Here is a 22,157-nt window from a genome sequence, read left to right as displayed (position 1 = left end):
GCGGCTGTCCACAAACTCTGCGGGTGCACCGTCATCGGGCACCCAGGACTTCGCCAATATAAAGAGCAACCGCGGCCACGCTGGCGATAGTTCCCGGATAGTCCATTCGTGTGGGGCCCAGCACACCCATACCGCCGTACACGGTGTCCATGGTGCCGTACACGGTAGACACCATCGAAGTGCCCGCCATCTGCTCGGCCGCCGTCTCATGGCCGATTTGCACCGTGACCTTGCCGGCCTCCTGCTGGGCTGCCAGCAACCGCAGCACCACCACCTGCTCCTCGAGCGCTTCGAGGATAGAGCGCAGCGAACCACCGAAGTCCGCGGAGTTGCGGGTCAGGTTCGCGGTGCCGCCCATCAGCAGGCGCTCTTCGGTGTGCTCCACCAGCGATTCCAGCAACACCGTCGCCGAACGGCCGATCGCGTCGCCCAGCCCGCCGGCGCCGCCCAGCTGCTGGGCGAGATCGGCCACCGCGACCGACGCCGCGGCGAGCTTCTTGCCTTCCAGGGCCTGGCCCAGGATCTCGCGCAGCTGGGAGAGCTGGTGATCGTCGATGACGTCGCCGAGCTCGACGATGCGCTGATCCACCCGCCCGGACTCGGTGATCACCACCATCAGCAGCCGGGCCGGCGTCAACGCGATCACCTCCAGATGCCGCACCGTCGACGTCGACAACGTCGGGTACTGCACCACGGCCACCTGACGGGTCAGCTGAGCCAGCAGCCGCACCGCCCTGCGCAGCACGTCGTCGAGGTCGACGCCGGATTCCAGGAAGCTTTGGATCGCCCGCCGCTCGGCCGCTGACAACGGCTTGACGTCATCGATCCGGTCGACGAACTCGCGGTAGCCCTTCTCGGTGGGCACCCGCCCGGAACTGGTGTGCGGCTGGGCGATGTAGCCCTCGGCCTCCAGCACCGCCATGTCGTTGCGGATGGTGGCGCTGGACACGCCAAGGTTGTGCCGCTCGACGAGCGACTTCGAACCGATCGGCTCCTTGGTGGCGACGAAGTCGGCGACGATGGCGCGCAGCACCTCGAACCGACGGTCGTCAGCACTGCCCATTGGTTGCTACCTCCTTGATCGCGTCCATTTTACGGTCTCACACATCGCGCTGACCTCGCTGCGCACGCGTCCGCCGCACATCGCGGACAAGTTTGCGGCTAGCCTGTCCAGCAGGAACTCGTTGGGCCTCGACGACGCATCGGAGAAGATCCGCCAATGATTTTCAAGGGCGTACGAGACGGGAAGCCCTATCCGGAACACGGGCTGTCCTACCGCGACTGGTCCCAGATACCACCACAGCAGATCCGGCTCGACGAATTGGTCACCACGACCACGGTGCTGGCCCTGGATCGGCTGCTGTCGGAGGACTCCACCTTCTACGGCGATCTTTTCCCGCACGCCGTGCGCTGGAAAGGCACCATCTATCTCGAGGACGGGTTGCACCGCGCGGTCCAGGCCGCGCTGCGGAATCGCACCGTGTTCCATGCCCGGGTGTACGACATGGACATACCGCTGAGCCAGCAGACCCAGGGATCGGGTTCGACGTTCGGGCACTAGCCCGGTCACGTTTGCGCGTCGCCGGGTGTCGACGTAGTGAGGGCCAATAACGGTCCGCACCACGACCATTCGGGAGGTTCGCCATGTCCCGGCTACAGGGAGTCTCCGACCGCGACGCCGGCCTGGGCGCCAAGATCGCCTTCTTCTTCACCAAACGCAAGCTCGCGCGGATGGCCGGACTGGAAACGGCCGGCATGCTCGAACCGCTGCGCATGTACGCCCACATCCCGCGCCTGCTCAGCGCCTACGGCAAGCTCGAGCAGGCCGAATCGAAGCTGGACATCCTGCGCCCGCGCCACCGCGCGCTGGCGGAGCTGAAGGCGGCGACGACGGTGCGCTGCGAATACTGCATCGACCTCGGCTCGCAGATCGCCCGCCAGTGGGGCATCACCGACGAAGAGCTGCTGGGGATGGCCGATTACCGCAACGCCGCGTGCTTCGACGACGTCGACAAGCTGATCCTGGAGTACGCCACCGCGATGAGCCGCACCCCGGTCGAGGTGACCGACGAGCTGTTCGACGCGCTGCGCGCCCACTTCGACACGCCGCAGCTCGTCGCCCTTACCCACGTGATCAACCTGGGCAATCTGCGGGCCCGGTTCAATATCGCACTCGGCATCGGTTCGTCCGGCTTCTCCGGCAACCGGGTGTGCGCGCTGCCCGACGCCGGCCGCACATGACGGCTTCGCTGACAGCCCGTTTCGAGGCGGCCCGGCCGCAGCTGGGCGCCCTCGCCTACCGCATGCTGGGTTCGGTCGACGACGCCCAGGACGCCGTGCAGGAAGCGTGGCTGCGGCTGAACCGCGGCTCCACCGACGGCATCGCCAACCTCGACGCCTGGCTGACCACCGTGGTGGCCCGCATCTGCCTGAACACCTTGCGCGACCGCCACACCCGTCATCGCGAGGAGCCGGTCGCCCAGCTGCCGGACCCGATCGTGGACGCCGACGGCGAATTCGATCCCGAACACCGCGCGATGCTGGCCGACGCGGTGGGCCTGGCGTTGTTCGTCGTGCTGGACACCTTGGCGCCGGCGGAGCGGCTGGCGTTCGTCCTGCACGACGTCTTCACCGTGCCGTTCGACCAGATCGCGCCGATCGTCGACCGCACCCCGGAGGCGACCCGCAAGCTGGCCAGCCGGGCACGCCGGCGCATCCACGAGGCGGACCCGCTTCCCGACGCCGACATCGCCGCGCAACGCGAGGTCGTCGACGCCTTCTTCGCGGCCGGGCGGTCCGGTGACTTCGACCGGCTGGTATCGGTGCTACATCCCGATGTCGTGCTGCGCGGTGACTTCGGTTCCGGCGCGGGGCTTTTCCGGGCCGAGGGTGCGTCGTCGGTGGCCCAGCTGGCCCGCGGCTACGCGGGCCCCGAGCGCGAGGTCCGCCCCGCAACCATCAACGGGGCGGCCGGCGCGGTGGTGTTCGTCGCCGGCCGGCCCACCTCGATCATGGCGTTCATCGTGCGCGACGGCGTGGTCGCCGCGATCGACGTGCTGGCCGACCCGCGGCGCATCGCCCGACTCGACCTGAGCGCTGTATCCGGCTAGTTCACCGCGCTGGCGGCCTGCAGCAATGCCAGTGCCGCGTCGTGCTGCAGCACCCAGTTGCCACCCTGCTGAACGAACACCAGCTGCTTGTTGACCGGCCCGGCGAACTTCGGACCCGCGATGGCCACCTGGGCGGCGGCCGTGTTGGGCCCGGCCGGCACGATGTTCGTCACGGTGAAGGTCTCCGGGAAGTTGCCGTTCCGGTAGGCCTTGCGCAGGTCGTGGTCGGCAACGTGGCCCTCGTCGGGATTGATGCCGTTCTCGACCAGCCCGACCTTGACGGAGTAGCCCACGCCCGGGTCGGTGGCCTGGATGCAGAGGTTGCTCAACTGATCGGCCGTCGGCAGGCCCGGCCCCACCGGCGCAGGCGCGGGAGGCGGCGGCGGCTCCTGCGGTAAGGGCGCACCAACCGCGGCCAGCTGCACCGCGGGCGCCGGCGCTGCGACCGACGCGATGCCGGCGGCCGCCCCGCCGACGATGGCCAACGCCGCCATGCTCATAGCTACGGATTTCACGTTTCCCCCTTTAGCGGCCCGCTCCGGGCCAACTTGACGGATGCTACTCACTGCCCGGCGGCCTGAATCAGCTCCATCGCCGAGGCGCGCGACAACATCCAGCTGCCCTGGTTGACGAACGTGACGTTCTGCGTCACCGGGTTCGACAGCTTCGGGCCGGAAACCGCGACGTCCGCCGTCACCGTTCCCGCCGCGCCCGGCGCAATGTTGGTGATGGTGAACGTCAACGGCAGGTCGCCGTTCTTGGCGGCCTTTTGCAACTTGTGGTCCGCGATGTGTGCCGCGGTTCCGCTGATGCCGCCTTCGACCAGATTGCCCTTGTTCGCGAACGACACGCTCGGGTCGGCGAGGCTGTTCAGCAGGCCGGTGAGCTGGTCCGCGGTCGGAACGTCGGCAGCGGGGACCGGGACGGGCGGCGGTGGGTCTTGCGGAAGCGGTGCGCCGACGGCCGCGAGCTGCACTTGCGCGGCCGGGACGGCGGCGATCGAAGTGACACCGATGGCCGCGGCGCCCAGGGCACCCAGGGCGGCCACACCTGTCACGATGGCTTTGACGGATTTCATGATTCCCCCTTCGGCGTGCAGCGTCGTGACGGGAATGTCACCCACACCTGGTGTAGATGGTGTAGTTGTGCACCTTGTGACAGATGCTACGCGGGATATCGCCGATTAATCTGTGCGCAACCTGTGTAGCAGCCCAGAATTTTGGGTTTGCTGGCTAACCAGCCGACCGGCTCCCGGCGATCGACTCACGCAGGCTCTTCGGCCGGATGTCGGGCCAGTTTTGTTCGACGTAGTCCAGGCACTCGGCCCGGCTGGCTTCGCCGAACACCACCCGCCAGCCCGCCGGGACCTCGGCGAAGGCAGGCCACAGGCTGTGCTGCTCCTCGTCATTGACCAGCACGAAGAAGGTGCCGTTGTCGTCGTCGAACGGGTTAGTGCTCATCGTTTCTCCACCATCGCTTGGTATCTGGACAAACCTGCCGGACCGACCCAGGACCCCAGCACCCGGTCCGACAGCAGGCCGAGACAGCTCAGGTTGGGAAATCCGGGCCCCTGGGTGAGGCCGGACAGGGTGGGCAGGAACAACTTGGGGGTCACCTCGGACAGGGACAGGTCGTAGCCGATCCCCTCCTGCAGGCGCTCGGAGTCCAGCTGTCCACCCAGACCCAGTTCGAGCGTGTCGAGCGCGTCCTGGCTGAACAGTGAGGTGAACCAGAGCGCGTCGGCGCCGGAGCCGTCGATGACGAGGTCGAAACCATGCACCGTCTCCAGGTTCTCGCTGAACCGGTTGGTGGACAGCGTCAGCCGGATCTGCCCGTCGCGGCCCACCGCGTGCGCGACCCGGCCGCGCAGATGGCGGATGCGGTCGTCGGCCAGCAGCGCTTCTTGCACATTCGCCGAGAACACGCCGCGGTCGGTGCGCGACAGCGCGTCGCGGCGCTCGTCCAGCGTCAGCGCGGTCCAGTCGGTGGGATCGGAGAACAACGAGTTCTCGAAGAAACTCTCGCCCCGGGTGAACAGCGTCACCTGCGGCGAGATGACCGTGATTGTCGAAACCCGGTGCCGGAAAAGCTCATTGAGCATCGAGGCGGCCGTCTCACCGCCGCCGATCACCGCGACCCGCTCGGCGGTGATGCGGTCGTGGCCGGCGGCGCGGTCCCAGAACTGGGCGATCGACATCATTCGCGGGTTGCCGGGCAGCAGTGATTTCTCCGCCTGGCCCGGCCCGGTGATCATCAACGCATCCGCGTGCACGGTGGTCTCGTGGGTGTGCAGCGCCCAGCGGTCGCCGATGACGCCGAGCCCGTCGACTTCGCCGTGCACCACTTGCATGCCGACCTGGTCGGCGACCCAACCCAGGTACTGGCTCCATTTGCGGTGCGGCGGAGCGGGTCTGCCCCGATCGATCCACTCGGCGAACGACGCCGTCGCGATCAGATAGGACTGCCAACTGTACCGCATCATCAGCTCGTCGAGCTCGCCGTTGCGGCGCGGCACCAGCGCCGACCGGTAGGGGAAACCGACGTCCTTTTCCGGGCTGGTACCCAGCCGGTGCGCACCGTCGGTCCAGCCGCCGCTCGCCTGCCAGTTCGCCCCGACCCCGGTGCGTTCGACGGCGATGACGTCGGGGACCTCGACGCCCATGTCGCGCAATGCCTTGGCCTTGGCCGCGACGGCCACCGCCTTGGCGCCGGCGCCCAGGATCGCTAACGTGCTCATGTCACCACCTCCCGCAGTGCTTCAATCCAAAGTTGTTGCAACGCAGAGATGTCCGCGTCGTCGAGAATATCGGGCAGCGCGCGCCACTGCGCGGCCAGGACACGCTGCCCGTCGAATGGCAGCACGGTGGCCATGATCGTGAGTTCGTGGCGCACCGCCAGATCCGGTTCCGGCTGTGGCGATACCCCGGCCAGCAGTTCGCGCTCCGGCTTCAGGACGGTCCCGCCTCCGGTGTGGGCGGCACCGAGATAGTTCAGCAGCAGCTGCGGACCGGGCAGCGGGGCCAGGCGCGCGGCGGTGTCGGTGCGCAGATAGCGCAGCAACCCGTAGTCGAGCCCGTCACCCGGGATGGCCGCCAACTGCTCCCCGACCCGCCGCGGGTCCGCCGAGGCCACCCGCACCGGATAGATGGAACTGAGCAGTCCGATCGTGTCACCGGTGTCGATGGTGTGCGCGCCGGGCTCGTCTACCAAACCGTCTGCGCGGCCGTGGGTTTCCAGTGCCAGCAGCGGCGGCGGCGTGGCCTGGTCTCTCAGCTGGCGCCAGCGCGTCACCGTCGCCGCCGTGGCGGCCACCAGCAGATGGGGCAGCGGCAGGCCGGAATCCAGCAGCCGGTGGGTGGTGTCCGCATCGGCGGCCACTATGCCCACGATCAGATCGCGGGCCCGGTCGCGGCCCGGATCCACCCGTCGGGCACCGAGATTGGGATCGTCGCCTTCGAGCTGCGCGGCCCAGAACTGCGCGGTGTCCAGCCGCTCGGCGCGCTCGGCCAGCGCACCGGCCCAGCGCCGGTAGCTGGTGTGCTCGCGGATCGGTGCGGGCGAGTGACCGGTGCCCAATGCCGTTAGCGCGGTGTCCAATTCGCCGAGAACTACCCGCCAGGACGCCGGATCCATCGCCAACACGTGGGCGGCCAGCAGCAGAACACTCGCTCCGGTCGGTGGGCGAAGCCACACCGCGGCCAGCATCACCCCGCGCTCGGGGTCAAGCCGGTCGAGAGCGCCGGCGACGTGCCCGGGAACCACGGCTTGCAGGTCCTCCGAGACCGGCACCTCGTCGATGAGAGCCTCGGTCGCCTGCGCCGCAACCAGCGTCATGGTGGCGCGGTCCAGTCGCGTACGCAGCACCTCGTGCCCGGCAACGATGCTGGCCAGTGCGGCATCGAGCTGTTCGCGGCTGACGCCGTCGGGTAGCCGGATCGCTTCGGTCTGCGCGAGCCGGCGCGGCTCGCCGTATTCGTAGAGCCAGCGCCCGTTCGGCAGCACCGGCATGGGCCCGACGCTGTCTTCGAATTCGGTTGCAGCAGACTCATTTTCGGAATCGATCGCCTCTGCCAGTTCCCGGATGTTGGCGCATTCGAGGATGAGCCTGGCGCGCAGCGCGAGACCCCGCGCCCGCGCCGCCTGCACTACCGACAGCGCCATGATGCTGTCCAGGCCCAGCTGCAGGAAGTCCGCGGCGACGTCGACCCGAGGTTGGTGCAGCAGCTCCGAAAGCAGTTCGGCCAGTGCGACTTCCGTGGGCGTCTCGGGCCCGGCCCCGGTTTCGGTGGCCTCGGCCGCATCGAATGCGCTCAGCGCGGCTTCGTCCAGCTTGCCGTTGGCGGTCAGCGGAATTTCGTCGACCGTGATAATGCGCTGCGGAATCATGTAGCGCGGCAACCGGATACCGAGCATGCCGCGCAGCTCGGCCGCCGACGGCTTGCGCACCGCCGCTTGGGCGATCACCACATAGGCGGTCAGCCGTGCTCCGGTTTGCAGCCGCCGCACCAGCACGCCGGCGTGCTGGACGGCGGGGTGGGATTCGAGCGCCGCGGCGATCTCACCGGGCTCGACCCGGTAGCCGCGAATCTTCACCTGCGCGTCGGCGCGCCCCACGTATTGCAGTGAGCCGTCGGGCCCGCGACGCACCAAATCGCCGGTGCGGTACATCCGCTCTCCGGCGGCGAACGGATCGGCAAGGAATCGGTGGCTCGTCTCCCCCGGGCGGCCCAGATAACCGCGGGCCAACTGCGCGCCGGCCAGGTAGAGCTCGCCGGTCGCCCCGACGGGCACCGGGCGCAGCCCCGAGTCCAGCACGTAACCGCGGGTGTGCCGGGTCGGCCGTCCGATCGACGGCTCGTCATACTCCGCGATGTCGGCCACTACCGCCTCGACGGTGGTTTCGGTTGGGCCGTAACAGTTGTAGGCGCGCAATCCAGTTCGTGCGCATTCGTTACGGATCAGGGCCCACGCCGACTTACCGAGCGCTTCGCCGCCCAGCGCCAGCGCTGCCAGCGGAACCGTCGTGAGCAAGCCGCAGGCGGTGAGTTGGGCGAACATCGACGGCGTGGTGTCGATCATGTCGACGCCGTGCGCGCCGATCGCCGCGACAACGGCCTCGGCGTCGGTCTGGGTCGGCTCGTCGATGACGTGCACACCGTGGCCGTCGAGCAGTGCGACCAACGGTTGCCAGGCGGCGTCGAACGCGAACGACCATGCGTGTGCGATGCGCAGCGGGCGACCCAACCGGGTGGCCGCGGGCCGCAACACGGCGTCCAGATGATCGTCGGCATACGCGCCGACTGCCGCGTGAGTTCCTATGACGCCCTTGGGTTCTCCCGTTGTCCCCGAGGTGAACACGACATACGCGGCCTGCTCCGGCGGCACGTCGACCGGTTGGAAGCCGGCGGCGGTGGGTCCCCCGGCCGCCAGCAGTTCCTCGTCGACGATGATCGATGCCCCGGTTTGGCGCAGAATCGACTCCACCCGTTCGGGAGGAAAACCCGGCTCCATCGGCACGCACATCCCGCCGGCCTTGAGCACCGCGAGGATCGCGACGATGTACTCCGGGCCACGGAAAAGCCGGATGGCCACCGGGGTTTCGCGCTTCACCCCGCGCTCGGCCAGCCGCGCGGCCAGCGCGTTGGCGAGGTCGTCGACCTCGCGGTAGCGCAGCGCGCCACCCGCCCAGCTGATCGCGACGTTGTCGGGTGACTCGGCCGCGACCTCGGCGAACCGGGTGTGGATCCCGCGCGCCGGCGGGGCTGATGCTGTCGCGGCCGTCACTGCCTCGTCGTCGAAGAGGACGCTGACCTCACGCAGCGGGCGCTCCCAGGCCTGCAGCAGTCGCTCGGCGGTGGTCAGCACTCGCCGGCCCAACAACTCGGCGGTGGTGCCCCCCAACGCGCCGTCGAGCACCTCGACCAACACCACCAGCTCGCGCCCCTCCAGGTGGGCGGCGATCGCGACCGGGAAGTGGGACAGGCTCTGCAGCGCGGCCGGCCGGAATTTCGCACTGCCGGCGGTCAATTCGCCGCCGGCGACCAGGCCGCCCAACGGGAAGTTCTCGTAGACGAGCAGCGTGTCGAACATCTCCCCCACGCCACCGATGGCCCGCAACTGCGCATGCCCGAGAAAACCGTGCTCGCGCAGCAGCGCGGCGTTGCGCTGCACCGCACGGCATTGGTCGCCGACGGCGGCGGCCGCGTCGAGCCGGACCCGCATCGGCACCGTGTTGATGAACAGTCCGATCATCGTCTCGACGCCGGCAAGTTCGGGTGGTCGGCCGGAGACGGTGACCCCGAAGACCACGTCATGGGTGTCGGTCAGCCGCGACAACACCAGGGCCCAGGCCATTTGCATCAGAGTGTTGACGGTGATCCCGCGCGAGCGGGTGCCGTCGACGAGTCGCTCGGCGTCCTCGGCCGGCAACCGCAGTTCGGTGCTGCGCGGCAAGCCGGCCTGCTGCCCGTCGGCCGCCTCGGCCGAACCAAGCGAAGCCGCCAGCTTGGTGGGGCCGGGCAGGCCGGCCAGGTGCTGGCGCCAAACCTGTTGACTTGCTTCGGGATCGCGGCTGGCCAGCCAACCGATGTAATCGCGGTACGGCCGCGGCGCAACGGGCAACGCCGCCGGGTCTCCCCCGGCCCCGTACAAGATCATCAGCTCGTTGACGAATACGGGCAACGACCAGCCGTCGATCACGATGTGGTGCGCGGTGATCACCAAACGCCATTGTGGGCCGGGCAATTCGATCAGCAGGAACCGAATGGCCGGCCCCCGTTCTAGATTGAACGGTCGCCGGCGTTCGGCCTCCTCCAGCGCCTGCACATCCTCGGGTGCGGCCTGGACCACTCGCCACGGCAATTCGACCCGAGACGGCACGATCTGCACCGGACGCGCAATCCCCCGGCTGAAGAAGCTGGCCCGCAGATTCGGGTGTCTGGCCAACAATTTTGACGCGCAGTCGCGTAACAGCTCGGCGTCGAGTACACCGGAGATGTCTGCGGCCATCCCGATCACGTATGGATCGTCGGCCGCTTCACCTTCGACGAATTCGGTGAGCGCGCTCAGCGAATACAAGCCCTCTTGCAGGGGGCTCAACGCCATCACGTCCTCGATGTCGGGTGCGACATCGGTTTTGGTAGCGGTCATGACGTGCCGTCGCGCGACGACGACCACAGCTGCGACACGGCGGCCAGATCGTCGGCCGACAGTCCGGACGCGGTCATCGGCTCGAAGCGGGTGTCGGCCGGCACGTCGGCCTGATCCGAATCGGTCTGCCCGTCGCCCAGAGCGTCCAGGGCGGCCGCCAGCTGCTCTACCGTGGGATGCTCGAAGACCATGCGCGGGCTGACCGACAGGCCGGCCGCGCGGGCCCGCGCCGACAGCTGCACCGAGAGGATGCTGTCGCCGCCGAGGGCGAAGAAGTCGTCGAACCGTCCGACCTGCGGGGTCGACAGCAGTTCGGCGAACACCGTCGCCAGGGCCCGCTCGGTGTCGGTGCGCGGCGGCTCGATCTGTCCACCCGTGCTGACCGCCGGCTTGGGCAGCCCGGGCCGGTTCAGCTTGCCCGAGTCGGTCTTGGGCATCGCGTCGAGCACGGTCAGCGACGAGGGCATCATGTATCCCGGCAGCGTCGTCGCGATCGCCGCACGCACCGCGCCCGCGAAGGCCGCCTTCTCGGCGTCGCCGACGATCGGTCGCTGCGGCACCACATATCCGGCCAGCGAGAGACCGCCGTGCACCTCCCAGGTGCGGGCCGCCGCCGAGGCCACGCCGTCGGCCGCGGTCAATGCGGCCTCGAGCTCACCCAACTCGATCCGGAAACCACGCACGTTGACCTGGTGGTCGATCCGGCCGGCGAACTCCAGCTGCCCATCCTCGGTCCACCGGGCCAGGTCGCCACTGCGGTACAGCCGCGAACCGGGTTCCAGCGCATACGGATTGGCGACGAATCGCGTCGCGGTCAGACCGGGGCGCTTCCAGTAGCCGCGGGCCAGCTGGTCGCCGGCGTAGTACAGTTCGCCGACCACACCGACCGGCACCGGGCGCAGACCCTCATCGAGCAGGAAAGCGTCGCCACCCGGTACCGGCTTGCCCACCAACGGATTCGGCAGACCGAGCGGCCCGCGCGACACCGCGCCGGAGGTCTCGGTGGAGCCGATGTTGTTCAACAGCTGAATGTCCGCGGCGTCGCCACACACGGCCACCAGCCGCTCCAACAGCGACATGCTCACCGGCTCGCCGCCGCAGACCAGCCGCGACAGGGATCGCACCACATCGGGCCGGGTGTCGACCAATGCCGAGACCAGGCTCGGCACCGCCGTCACCTGCGCCACCGAATGGCGGTCCATCAACGCCCCGAGGGCTTCGGCATCGCGGTGCTCGGCGTCGTCGGCGAGGATCATCGTGGCCCCGGCCGCCAGGCCGGCCAGCATCTCCATACCGCCCTCGAGGAAGGTGATCGAGGCCTGCGCCAGGCGAATGTCGTTGGCGCACGGCGGGTAATGCCGCAACTGCCAATCGAGCCGGGCCGACATCGACCGATGCGTGCCCACCGCGCCCTTCGGCTTGCCGGTGGACCCGGACGTGAACACCAAATACATCGGGTCGTCAGGATGGGGTGCGCTCGCCGGCGGCGCCGCGTCGCCGCTCTCCACCACCGCACGTACCTGCGGGTCATCCAGCGAAATCACCGTGACACCGGGCACTTCCGGCGTGCTGTCCGCGGCTTCGGCCGTCGCCAGCACCACCGGCGGCACGACGTCGTCGAGCATGAATTGCTTGCGCATCAATGGATAGCCGGGATCGATCGGGAAGTAACCGCCACCGGCTTTCATGATGGCCACCAGCGCCACCACCATGTCGATGCCGCGCCGAGTCGAGAGCCCGACCAGCGACCCCGGGGTCACCCCGTGTTCGGCGAGCAGCGCCGCCAGGTTGTCCGAGCGGCGGTGCAGCGCAGGGTAATCGAGCTGCTCACTACCGCAGCGCACCGCGATCCGGTCGGCACCCCAACTCCGGCTGGGAGCCAGCAATTCGGGAATGGTGCGCGGCCGGTCGTGTGGCGCCCGAGCACCGCGGCTCCACTCGTCGACGATGCGGCGCTGCTCGTCGTCATCGATCACCGCAACGTCGCGCAGTGTTTGGTCGACGTTGTCGGCGAACTCGCTGATGATCCGGGCCAGCCAGCCGGCCAACCGCTCGATGGTGGACCGGCTGTACAGCTCGGTGCGGTAGATGACGTCGCAGTTGTATCCGGTGCCGTCCGCGCCGTCGGTGCCCAAGAAGTTGACGCTGAGGTCGGCATGCGCCATGTCGAAAACCGGGTCCAGCGAGGTGATCACCGTGTCCTCGCCGTCGCGGGCGTCCAGGCCCGCATCGATGACCCGGGTGGCGGGCAGGTGATCGCGGACGTGCACCACGACCTGGAACAACGGGTTGCGCGATAGCGAACGCACCGGGCTCACGCTGTCGACCACCCGGTCGAACGGCAGATCCTGGTGGGCGTAGGCCGCCAGCGCCGTCTCACGCGCGCGGGCCAGCGCCTCGCGCAGCGTCGGATTGCCGTCGAGGTTGTTGCGCAGTACCAGGATGTTGACGAAAAAGCCGATCAGCTGGTCCAATTCGGCCTCGGTACGTCCGGCAACCGGAGTGCCCAACGGAATGTCCACGCCGCCACCGGCCTTGTGCAGCACCACCGCGACGGCCGTTTGCAGCAGCATGAATTCGGTGATGCCCAACTCGCGGCACAATTCGGCAAGCTTGCCGCGGGTGGCCGAGTCGATGCGGAACGCGACGGATTCGCCCGCACCGCTGGGCACCGGCCGGCGGGCGAAGTCCGGCCGCAGCCCGGTGTCCTCCGGCATTCCGGCCAGTTGCCGTGTCCAGTACTCGCGCTGCTCGCTGGCAATTGCGGACTCCTGGCCACCGGCGTCACCCAGGAACGCGCTCTGCCATACCGCGTAGTCGGCGTACTGAACCCGAAGCGGTGCCCAGGACGGCGCCTCACCCGAACGCCGAGCCCGATAGGCGTCAAGGACATTGGAGAACAGCACGCCGGCCGACCAGTGGTCGGAGGCGATGTGATGGACCACGAAGGACATCACATGTTCGTCGGTGTCAACGCCGGCGCGCAGCAGGGCGACCCGGATCGGTCGCTCGCTGTCAAGCTCGAAGCAGTGCTGACGCTCGGCGTCCAGTTGCTCGGTCAGCCACGCTTCGCTGTCCTTCTCAGCACCGTCGAAGGCAGCCCGGCGGATCGGCAGGTCACCGGCCGGATTGACCACTTGATAGGGCACACCGTCGATTTCGACGTAGCTGGTGCGCAGGATTTCGTGACGGGCGACGACGTCGCCGATGGCGGCGATCAGCGCCTCGATATCCCACGGCCCGCTCAGCTTCGCGGCGAAGGGGATGTTGTTGACCCAGCTGGGCCCGTCGATGCGGTACGCGAACCAGCTGCGCAGCTGTGACGCCGAGAGCGGCTGGGGCTCTTCGTGAGCGGTCGCGATCAGCTTGGGCCGCGACTCGACCAGCGTGCCGGACCCCGTCTGGTCGACCCGCTCGGCCAGACGGCCCACCGTCGCAAGCTCGAAGATGTCGCGAATGCCAAGCTCCACACCGCAATCCGAGCGGATCGCGGTGACCAGCTTGGTGGCCACCAGGGAGTGGCCACCCAAATCGAAGAACGAGTCGTCGACACCTACCCGGTCGTGGCCGAGCAGGGTGGAAAACAGTGCGGCGATGCGCCGTTCGGTCGGCGTCGTCGGGTCGCGGTATTCGGCGCCGGCCGCGATCTCCGGTTGCGGCAAGGCGGTCCGGTCGATCTTCTGGTGGGCGGTGATCGGAATCTCGTCGAGTACCACGTAGCCGGCCGGCGTCATATAGTCCGGCAGCGCCGCGGCCACCCGGGCCCGGATACGTTCGACGTCAACGGATTCGGTGCCACAATCCGGGGCCGGGGTCACATAACCGACCAAGCTCTTGCCCAGCCGGGGCAGGTCCACGGCCAGTACGACCGCCTGCCCGACGCTGGGGTCGACCGAGATGGCGGCGGCGATCTCGCCCAACTCGATGCGGAAGCCGCGAATCTTCACCTGCTCGTCGGCGCGGCCGACGAACTCGATGTCTCCGTCGGCGTTGCGGCGGGCCAGGTCACCCGACCGGTACATCCGCCCGCCCGCGGTGTTCGGGTCGGCGACGAAGCGTTCGGCCGTTAGTCCCGGCCTGCGGTGATACCCCTGCGCGACATGTGTTCCGGCGATGTAGATTTCGCCGATCACGCCCACCGGGACCGGCTGCAGCGCGTCATCGAGCAGATACACCTGCGTGTTGATCTTGGGCCGGCCGATCGGCACGATGCGGGTGCCCTGCGTTCCCTGCACCGGATAGCTGGTGCAGTTCACGACGGTCTCGGTCGGACCGTAGAAGTTGTACAGCAGCGCGTCGAAGGTGGCGTGGAACTTGTCGGCGATCTCGCCGGGCAGGGCCTCCCCACCGATGGGCACGCGCCGCAGCGAGCGCCACTGGTTGACGCCTGGCAGCGACAGGAACAGCCCCAGCAGCGACGGCACGAAGTGCATCGAGGTAATGCCTTCGCGGCTGAGCAAATCGGTCAGGTAGCCGATGTCGCGCAGCCCGTCGGGTCGTGGAATCACCAGCCGCGCACCCATGATCAAGGTGCCGAAGATCTCGCCCATCGACACGTCGAAGCTGGGTGAAGCGACCTGCAGCAGCGATTCGGTTGCGTCTATCTGGTATTCGTCGCCGAACCAGACGAAGTACTCGGCGATCGGCGCGTGCGGCACCGGGACACCCTTGGGCAGCCCGGTCGAACCCGACGTGTAGATCAGGTAGGCGGTGTTGTGCGGGCTCAGCGGGCGAATCAGCTCGGGCGCGGTGACCGGGTAGTTCGACAGGCCGCTAACCGGTTCGCGCAGAACCAGTTTGGCGTCCGCATCACCCAGGATGAACGAGATTCGTTCCTGCGGGTAGGTGGGGTCCACCGGCATGTACACCGCGCCGGCTTTGAGGATGCCCAGCGCCGTGATCACGAGTTCGGGCGACTTGTCCAGCAGCAGCGCGACCCGGTCCTCGGTGCCGATACCCTGCTCGATGAGCCAGTGCGCCAGGCGGTTCGACTCTTCGTCGATCTCTCGGTAGGTGTAGTTGCGACCCTCGTAGCCGACCGCGATGGCGTCGGGCGTCTGCGCTGCGCGCCGACTGACCAACTCCGGCAACGTGGCTGCCGGAGTGCTGAACTCTTCGCCCGTCGACATTCGGCGCAGCCACTCGGCGTCTTCGTCGCTCATCAGCGCGCACGCGGACAGCGCCTTGTCGGGGTTGCCCAGCGCGCTGTCCAGCAGTACGACATAGTGCCGCAGCAGCTGTTCCACCAGCGGACGATCCAGCACCTCGACCAGATACTCGGCCTCGACCAATCCGCCGCCGTTCGCGCACCGCTCCAGCTCCACCATGAAGCTCAGTGGCAGCTGGTTGAAGTGACCGCGCAGCTCGGCGCGCGCACACTGCACACCCGGCGGGCAGAAGCCGGGGCCGTCGGCGTCGCGCTGGCCGAAGCTCACCCGGGTCATCCGGTCCGCGCCGTGGCGGCGATCGGGATTGGATTCGCGCACCAGCCAATCCAGGTCGGCACGCGAATGCGCGAAGGCGCCCACGGCGCTGTCCCGGGTTTGGGTCAGCAGTTCCCGGAATGTCTGGTGGGAGTGCGGTTGCAGCCGAATCACCACGGTGTTGCCGTAATAGCCGATCGCGTCCTCGGTTCCGACGCCGCGATTCAGCACCGGAACCGCGACCAGGAAGTCACTCGACTGGGTGTAGCGCTGGATAAGTGCGGCGAAGGCCGACATCAACACCATGTAAGGAGTGGCGCCGGTGTCCCGGGCCAGTACCGCGACCCGATCGACAACGTCGGCCGGCAACCGCGTCGTCGTGCGCTGCGCGCGCCAGGTGCTCGGCACCACCGAACCGTTGGCACCCGGAAGCTCAAGCGGCTCAGGGAGATTCGAGATCAGTGGCCGCCAGTAGTCCGCGTCCTCCTGGTGGCTTGGGGCGTCGGCGAATGCCGGCTCGACGGCCGGGGCCGGCGCCGCCGGCGCGGCAGCGAAACCGTCCGGGTCGGTGTACGCGCGCGTCAGATCGGCGAAGAACGGCGCCCAGGACCCGTCGTCCCACGCAATGTGGTGGGCGGTGAACAGCAGTATCAGTTCGTCGGCCGACAAGCGCGCGACGGTGACCCGCAGCGGCGAATCCTTGGCCAGGTCGAAGGGGCGGCAGAAGTCTCGTTGCGCCAGCACGTCCAGCCGCAACCGCCGCGACTGCTCGGCCAGGCCCGAAAGGTCGTGCTCGGCCCAGTCCGGCCGTAGATCCGCACGGATCACCGGATACGGGAGGCCGTCGCTGTCGGTCTCGTAGGTGGTGTGCAGCACACGGTGGCGCGCGGCCACGGCATTGACCGCGTCGCCCAGCCGCGCCACGTCGACGGTGCCGGTGACGCGATACGAGACGCAGACGTTGAGCAGCGCGCTGTCGGGGTCGACCGACTGCACGAACCACATCCGGTGCTGGCCGCCAGACATGCGCGGCTCGTCGAAGGTCGCTACTGTGCCCGCGGCCTCGGGCCTGGCCAGGCCGCGTTCAGCGATCTTGCGGCGCAACAATTCCAGGCGCTTTTCGTCAAGCCGGGCGCTGGCATTGGAAGTGTCAGTCACGCTAGGAGTCCAACCTTTCTAGCATCGCGAGCGTCGAGTGTTGCGCCCCGATTCCAGCGGCGCCGGCTTCCAACCTCGGCGAAGCCTTCGGCCCGCCGGCCCCGCCCGCGCCCAACGCATTGATCAATTCGTGCACAGTGATGCCGCCGAGCATGCGGGCCACCGGCACCGAGCTGCCCACCGTCCGGCGTAGCCGCTTGCGCAGATCCAGCGCGAGCAACGAGTCCACACCGAGGTCGATCAGAGAGGCACTCGGGTCAATCGAGGATGAATCACCCAAGTGCAATGTCGCGGCCAGCTCGGCACGCACCACGTCGTCGAGCGGTTTCGCAGCGGAGCCGTTGTCACGCTCGGAGCTGTCGCTACTGCCCGGGCCGCTGAACGGCATTGGCATTCCCTGACTTTCGAAGAAGACCGCGAGCCGATCGAAGTCCGCGTCGAAAATCAGTGGATCGCCGTCGTAACGGTACAGGCCGGCTTCGATCGCCAGCTCGGGGTCCATGGCTATCAGACCGGAACGCTCGGTGCGGGTGATCTCGTTGGCCGCCACCACACCGGCGGCCTGCCACAGTCCCCATCGGATCGCCGTGCAGTCCCGGCCGCTGGCGCGCAACTGGGCAGCCAGCACGTCGAGCATCCGGTTGGACGCCGCGTACGCCGCGTGGTGGTAGCCGCCCCACACGCCAAACACCGACGAGCAGGCCAGAATCCGGCAATCGGGCCGCGTCGGCCAGACTTCGGTCAGCGACACCAATCCGCGAACCTTCGCGTCACATACCTCCGCCACATCCGTACCGGTGAGATCCTCACGCACCACCGCCTTGGCGATGCCGGCGGTGTGGATCAGCACCGACGCGCCCGCGCCCGCATATTCGAAGGCGACGGCGGACAACGCGACGGGGTCGGTGATGTCGCACAGCGGGGCCTGGATCACCGCGTCGGAATTCTCCGCCAGCCGCGCCACCGCGTCCGGGTCAACACCGTTGCGGCTCAACAGGGTAACGGTCCGTGCCCCGTGTTCGATGCAGTACCGCGCGTACTGCAGGCCGATGGCACCGCTTCCGCCGGTGATCACCACGTTGTCCAGCGCGGCGGCATCCAACGGCCGGCTGGTTGCCCGGCATTCCCGGAACGTCCGGACATAGCGTCGGGGCGATTCGGTGCCCCGCAACGCGATCTCGGCTCCGTCGCCGATCAGCACGTCGACGACCGCGAGTGCGGTCGGCGCGTCGACATCGCGGCTTGGCAGGTCCAGGTGCCCGAACGTCTGGTCCGGGAATTCGAAACCGACGCTGCGGTGCATCGCGGCCAGGGCGGCCTGTGCCGGCGAGACATCCGGTTCACCCGGATCCACCTGTTCGGCACCGACGGTCAGCAACCAGACGGCCCGGCATCGGGGGCCGATGACCGCGGCGTAGTCGGGTAGGCCGGCGTCGGACCGGCCGGCGATCTGCTCAATCGCGGCAAGCGCATCCAGCTGGTCGAGTTCCGGGGCGATGACCGCGACGATTTCGGCCTCGCGCAGTGGCACCGCCTGGCAACCGTCGTGCGCGGCAACGGCATCGATCAGTTGCTGGGTCAGCGCGCCCGCCGCTGCCTCGCCGAAAAAGCCAATGGCACAACCGGTTGCGCTGGTCGCAGTCGGTGACGTCACCTGCTGCCAGTCCTCGACGGCAGCGGTAAGCGCTGGAACGGCGACCGTGTCGGTCAACGGTTCTGGTGTCGCCCACAGATGCACCGCCCGCATCGGCGCGTTCGGGAACCTCGGCAACGGCGGCTGGACACCGTTCGGAATGGCGTTGGCCCACGGGCTACCGGGGTCAGCGGTCGCGACGGCGGCGATGTTCGCCGACAGCGAGTCGGTGATGGGTTTGTCGCGATGCCCCGATCCGACGATCACGGCCGACTCCTCGTCGACGATGTCGGCGAGCGGATAGAGCAGCGACGGATGCGCGGACAGCTCGACGAACGTATCGACCCCGAGCTTCTGCGCATGCCGCACGGCACGATCGAATCGCACAGTGCCACAAAGGTTCTCATACCAGTATTCGGAGAAGTCGATGTCGCCGTCCACCTCGGTACCGAACGTGGAGCCGACGAACCGTGCGTTCCCGCGCTGGAAGGCCGAATCGGGGATCAGCTCGATCAACGGCGTGCGCAACGGCCGCAGCGCACTGGTGTGACCCGGATAGTCCACGGACAGCAGATGATTGAAGATGCCCCGACGCCCCGCCAGCTGCACCGCGGCAGCCACGGCGTCGTAGTCACCGGACACCACGGTCGACGACGGCCCGTTGACCGCCGACACTTCCAGCCAACCCGGAGCATCGGCCAGGACGGACTCCGCGTCTTCGACACCGACCCCCAGCACCGCCATCGCATACCGCCCCGTCAGCCGGTCGACGACCGTCGCGCGCGCGCCGACCAACCGGACCGCGTCCGCCAGCGTGACGGTCCCGGCCACATACGCCGCCGCCACCTCACCGAGGCTGTGCCCGACGGTGATCTCGGGGATCACCCCGTGGTTTCGCCATGTGGCGGCCAGGCTGACCGCGTGCGTGAACTGCGCTCCCTGAATCTGCGTGCGCGGCCAGTGCTGCTGCCGCTCGTCCATCAGGTACGGCAGCGGCGAGGGCAACCCGGCCGCGACGAACGCGGCCCCGCACTCGTCGGCGGTCTCCCGATACGCCGGCAGCTGCCGGTTGGCGTCGGCACCCATCCCCTGCCATTGATTGCCCTGGCCGGGAAAGACGAAGGCGATCCGCGGCGTCGAGCTCTTCGCGGACCAGGTGATCAGGGGGTGCTCTTCGTCGTGGGCGAGCGCGGACAACCCGTCGAGGAGTTCGGTGCGGTCGGCCGCGCGTAGCACCGCGCGGTGACGTCGCACCCGCCGCAGCCGCAGCAGCGTCGACGCGACCGCCGCCGCGACATCCGGTGCGGCGTTGCCGCTGCGGTCCAGGTAGTCCAGGATCCCCGCCGCTTCCCGCCGAACGAGCTCTTTGTCGTGCGAGGTGAACAACACCGGGACACGACCATCGGGCAACACTCGATCGAGCACTATGCGACCTCGGGCATGGAGACAATCAGATGTGCGTTGGTGCCCGCGATCCCGAATGCCGACGCCACGGCGGTCCGCTGCCCGGCGATGGACGGCCACGGCGTCAGAGTCTGCGCCAGACGCAAACCTTGTCCTTCCCAGTCGATTTCGGGGCTGGCTTCGGCGGCGTGCAGGGTGGCCGGGATGGCACCGTGTTCGGCCGAGACGAGAACCTTGGCCAGCCCGAGCGCACCGGCAGCGGCCAGCGAGTGGCCCACGTTGGATTTCACCGAACCCAGCAGCGCTCCGGCACCGGGTTCGGTGTCGCCGTAAGTCTCTGCCAGAGAACGCAATTCGGTGCGGTCACCGAGCCGGGTCCCGGTGCCATGGCCCTCGACCATGCCCACTTCCTCGGGTTTGATCCCGGCTTGGGTGATCGCGCGGCGGAACAGCCGGATCTGCGCGTCTTCGCTGGGGGCGGACAGACCCGCACTGCGGCCGTCCTGGTTGACGGCGGTGGCGCGGACTTCGGCGATGATATGCCGGCCGGCCCGCAGCGCGGCCGATTTGCGTTGCAGCACAAACATTGCCGATCCCTCGGCCCACACCGTTCCGCTGGCATGCGCGCTGTAGGGACGGCAGTAGCCGTCGTCGGAGAGGGCGTGTTGCTTGGAGAACTCGACGAAGAAACCGGGTGAGCCCAACACGTTGACCCCGCCGGCCAGCGCAAGGTCGCAATCGCCGTCCCGCAGGGCACGCACCGCGACGTGGAAGGCGACCAGCGCCGACGCGCACGACGAGTCGAGGGTGAGCGCCGGACCCGTCAGGCCCAGCGTGTAGGCGACCCGGCCCGAGATCACGCTCAGCGCCGTCCCGGCGAGCAGATGGCCGCTGTGCCGGGAGAATTCGGCCATCTCGGGCCCGTACCCGGTCATGGATGCGCCGACAAAGCAACCCACATCGTGGCCGGCAAGGTCGTCGGGATTGATGCCGCTGTTCTCCAGCGCGCGCCAGGACACCCGCAGCGTCACCCGCTGCTGGGGGTCCATCGCGATTGCTTCGCGTGGCGAGATGCCGAAGAATTCCGGGTCGAATGTGGCTGCGCCGCTGAGGAATCCGCCGCGGTCGTGGATCTGTTTGAATCCACTGCGTCGTGATCCGGCCAGCAGGTCGGCGACCGACCAGCCGCGGTCGGTCGGAAACGGGCCCAGTGCCTCACGGCCGTGTGCCAGCAGGTCCCAGTAACCGTCGGCGGTGTCGATACCGCCGGGTGCCTCGACGGCCATCCCGACGATCACGACCGGGTCGATATCGATGGTTTCCAAGCCGCGGTCAGACATTGGCGTTCACCTGCGCGGCGATCGCATCGACGTGGTCGTAGACGTAGAAGTGCCCGCCGTCGTACAACGACAGCTCGAAGGACCCGGCGGTGTGCCGATCCCAGCGCCGCAGCACATCGATCGCGATGCGGTGATCGTCACGGCCGCCCAAGACGTGGATGTCGATACCGATACGGGTGTCGGGACTGGGGTGGTAGCGATTGAAGGCCTGATAGTCGGCGCGCATCGCGGTGGTCAGCAGTTCGGAGAATTCCTCGTCGGCAAGCAGTTCGGGATCCGTGCCGCCCAGGTCGGCGAGTTCGGCGAGCACCTCGCCATCGCTGGTCGGCAGCTCGGGCATCTCGGCGACGACGCACGGCGGCGGACCCGCGGAAGCCCACAGCTTCTGCACGGCGACGTCGCGCTCCTCGGCAACCCGAGCAAACTCGAACGCGACGACGGCGCCCATGCTGTGCCCGAACAACCGCAGCGGTGCGACGCTGCGCCAAGGCGCGGCCTCAAAGAGCCCGAGGACAAGGTCGTGCACGGTCTCGTGGGCAGGCTCGGCGAGCCGGTCGGCGCGCTGCGGGTACTGCACGATGTACGTGTCGCCGGCCGCGGCCAGTGCGGTGGCCAGCACCCGGTAGCTCGCGGCGGCGGCCCCGGCGTGCGGAAACACCACCGTGGCGCCCAGTGCCGACCTCTCGCCGCGCCCGGGCACCAGCTTGATCCAAGACGGGAATGTGGCCGGCATGCTGATCAGATCACGGAATGTCATTGCGCTCACCGAATGCCCCGGCGACATTGCTACTGGCGACCGTCCGTCGTGCCATGGCAGCGAGGGAGCCTGCGGCTACGAGCCCTGACCGATCGGCCAGCGACATCGTTGCGACGGAATCTCGGCACTGAAACGTCAGGTTGTCAGCATGCTGAACAGCGCCAACACCGATGCCGATCAGTT

The 22,157-nt window shown here is 68.3% G+C and carries 13 protein-coding genes; 3 read left to right on the top strand and 10 right to left on the bottom strand.

Annotation, left to right across the window (positions count from 1 at the left end; all coding sequences use genetic code 11):
• Positions 1-31 precede the first annotated feature (31 nt).
• Positions 32-1,063, bottom strand: coding sequence for a heat-inducible transcriptional repressor HrcA (gene hrcA / locus G6N55_RS26535; protein WP_085220638.1), 1,032 nt, complete (start codon positions 1,061-1,063; stop codon positions 32-34).
• A 156-nt stretch (positions 1,064-1,219) separates the two neighbouring features.
• On the opposite strand from hrcA, the gene G6N55_RS26530 reads away from it, so the two are divergent.
• The 3 genes from G6N55_RS26530 to G6N55_RS26520 all read left to right on the top strand — a co-directional run bounded on the left by G6N55_RS26530 (position 1,220) and on the right by G6N55_RS26520 (position 3,110).
• Positions 1,220-1,561 (top strand): type II toxin-antitoxin system VapB family antitoxin, encoded by a 342-nt coding sequence (locus G6N55_RS26530; RefSeq protein WP_085220639.1) that lies wholly within the window; start codon positions 1,220-1,222, stop codon positions 1,559-1,561.
• A gap of 83 nt (positions 1,562-1,644) precedes the next feature.
• Complete coding sequence (locus G6N55_RS26525) at positions 1,645-2,241, top strand: carboxymuconolactone decarboxylase family protein (protein WP_085220640.1); 597 nt, start codon at positions 1,645-1,647, stop codon at positions 2,239-2,241.
• Entirely contained in the window at positions 2,238-3,110 is an 873-nt protein-coding gene (locus tag G6N55_RS26520; RefSeq protein ID WP_085221206.1) for a sigma-70 family RNA polymerase sigma factor, read from the top strand. The genes G6N55_RS26525 and G6N55_RS26520 overlap by 4 nt, the downstream gene beginning before the upstream one ends.
• Here G6N55_RS26520 and G6N55_RS26515 read toward each other — a convergent pair.
• The 9 genes from G6N55_RS26515 to G6N55_RS26475 all read right to left on the bottom strand — a co-directional run bounded on the left by G6N55_RS26515 (position 3,107) and on the right by G6N55_RS26475 (position 21,974).
• Complete coding sequence (locus G6N55_RS26515; protein WP_085220641.1) at positions 3,107-3,610, bottom strand: hypothetical protein; 504 nt, start codon at positions 3,608-3,610, stop codon at positions 3,107-3,109. The two genes, G6N55_RS26520 and G6N55_RS26515, sit on opposite strands and share 4 nt — an antisense overlap.
• A 62-nt stretch (positions 3,611-3,672) precedes the next feature.
• Complete coding sequence (locus tag G6N55_RS26510; RefSeq protein ID WP_085221207.1) at positions 3,673-4,188, bottom strand: hypothetical protein; 516 nt, start codon at positions 4,186-4,188, stop codon at positions 3,673-3,675.
• A gap of 154 nt (positions 4,189-4,342) precedes the next feature.
• On the bottom strand, positions 4,343-4,570 hold the full coding sequence (locus G6N55_RS26505; RefSeq protein WP_085220642.1) for an MbtH family protein: 228 nt from the start codon (positions 4,568-4,570) through the stop codon (positions 4,343-4,345).
• Positions 4,567-5,847 (bottom strand): NADPH-dependent L-lysine N(6)-monooxygenase MbtG, encoded by a 1,281-nt coding sequence (gene mbtG, locus G6N55_RS26500; RefSeq protein WP_085220643.1) that lies wholly within the window; start codon positions 5,845-5,847, stop codon positions 4,567-4,569. The genes G6N55_RS26505 and mbtG overlap by 4 nt, the downstream gene beginning before the upstream one ends.
• Entirely contained in the window at positions 5,844-10,259 is a 4,416-nt protein-coding gene (locus tag G6N55_RS26495; protein WP_085221208.1) for a non-ribosomal peptide synthetase, read from the bottom strand. Before G6N55_RS26495 ends, mbtG begins: the two co-directional genes overlap by 4 nt.
• Complete coding sequence (locus tag G6N55_RS26490; protein WP_085220644.1) at positions 10,256-16,840, bottom strand: non-ribosomal peptide synthetase; 6,585 nt, start codon at positions 16,838-16,840, stop codon at positions 10,256-10,258. Before G6N55_RS26490 ends, G6N55_RS26495 begins: the two co-directional genes overlap by 4 nt.
• A gap of 1 nt (position 16,841) precedes the next feature.
• Positions 16,842-19,898, bottom strand: a complete 3,057-nt coding sequence (mbtD, locus tag G6N55_RS26485; RefSeq protein ID WP_085220645.1) for a mycobactin polyketide synthase MbtD — start codon at positions 19,896-19,898, stop codon at positions 16,842-16,844.
• On the bottom strand, positions 19,898-21,217 hold the full coding sequence (locus tag G6N55_RS26480; protein WP_085220646.1) for a beta-ketoacyl [acyl carrier protein] synthase domain-containing protein: 1,320 nt from the start codon (positions 21,215-21,217) through the stop codon (positions 19,898-19,900). Before G6N55_RS26480 ends, mbtD begins: the two co-directional genes overlap by 1 nt.
• Positions 21,210-21,974 (bottom strand): thioesterase II family protein, encoded by a 765-nt coding sequence (locus G6N55_RS26475; protein ID WP_085220647.1) that lies wholly within the window; start codon positions 21,972-21,974, stop codon positions 21,210-21,212. Before G6N55_RS26475 ends, G6N55_RS26480 begins: the two co-directional genes overlap by 8 nt.
• Positions 21,975-22,157 lie beyond the last annotated feature (183 nt).

Origin of the sequence: Mycobacterium florentinum (assembly GCF_010730355.1) — a bacterium.
Classification (GTDB): domain Bacteria; phylum Actinomycetota; class Actinomycetes; order Mycobacteriales; family Mycobacteriaceae; genus Mycobacterium; species Mycobacterium florentinum.
The sequence above is the reverse complement of the archived record's forward strand: the minus strand, read 5'-3'. Positions and strand labels throughout refer to the sequence as shown.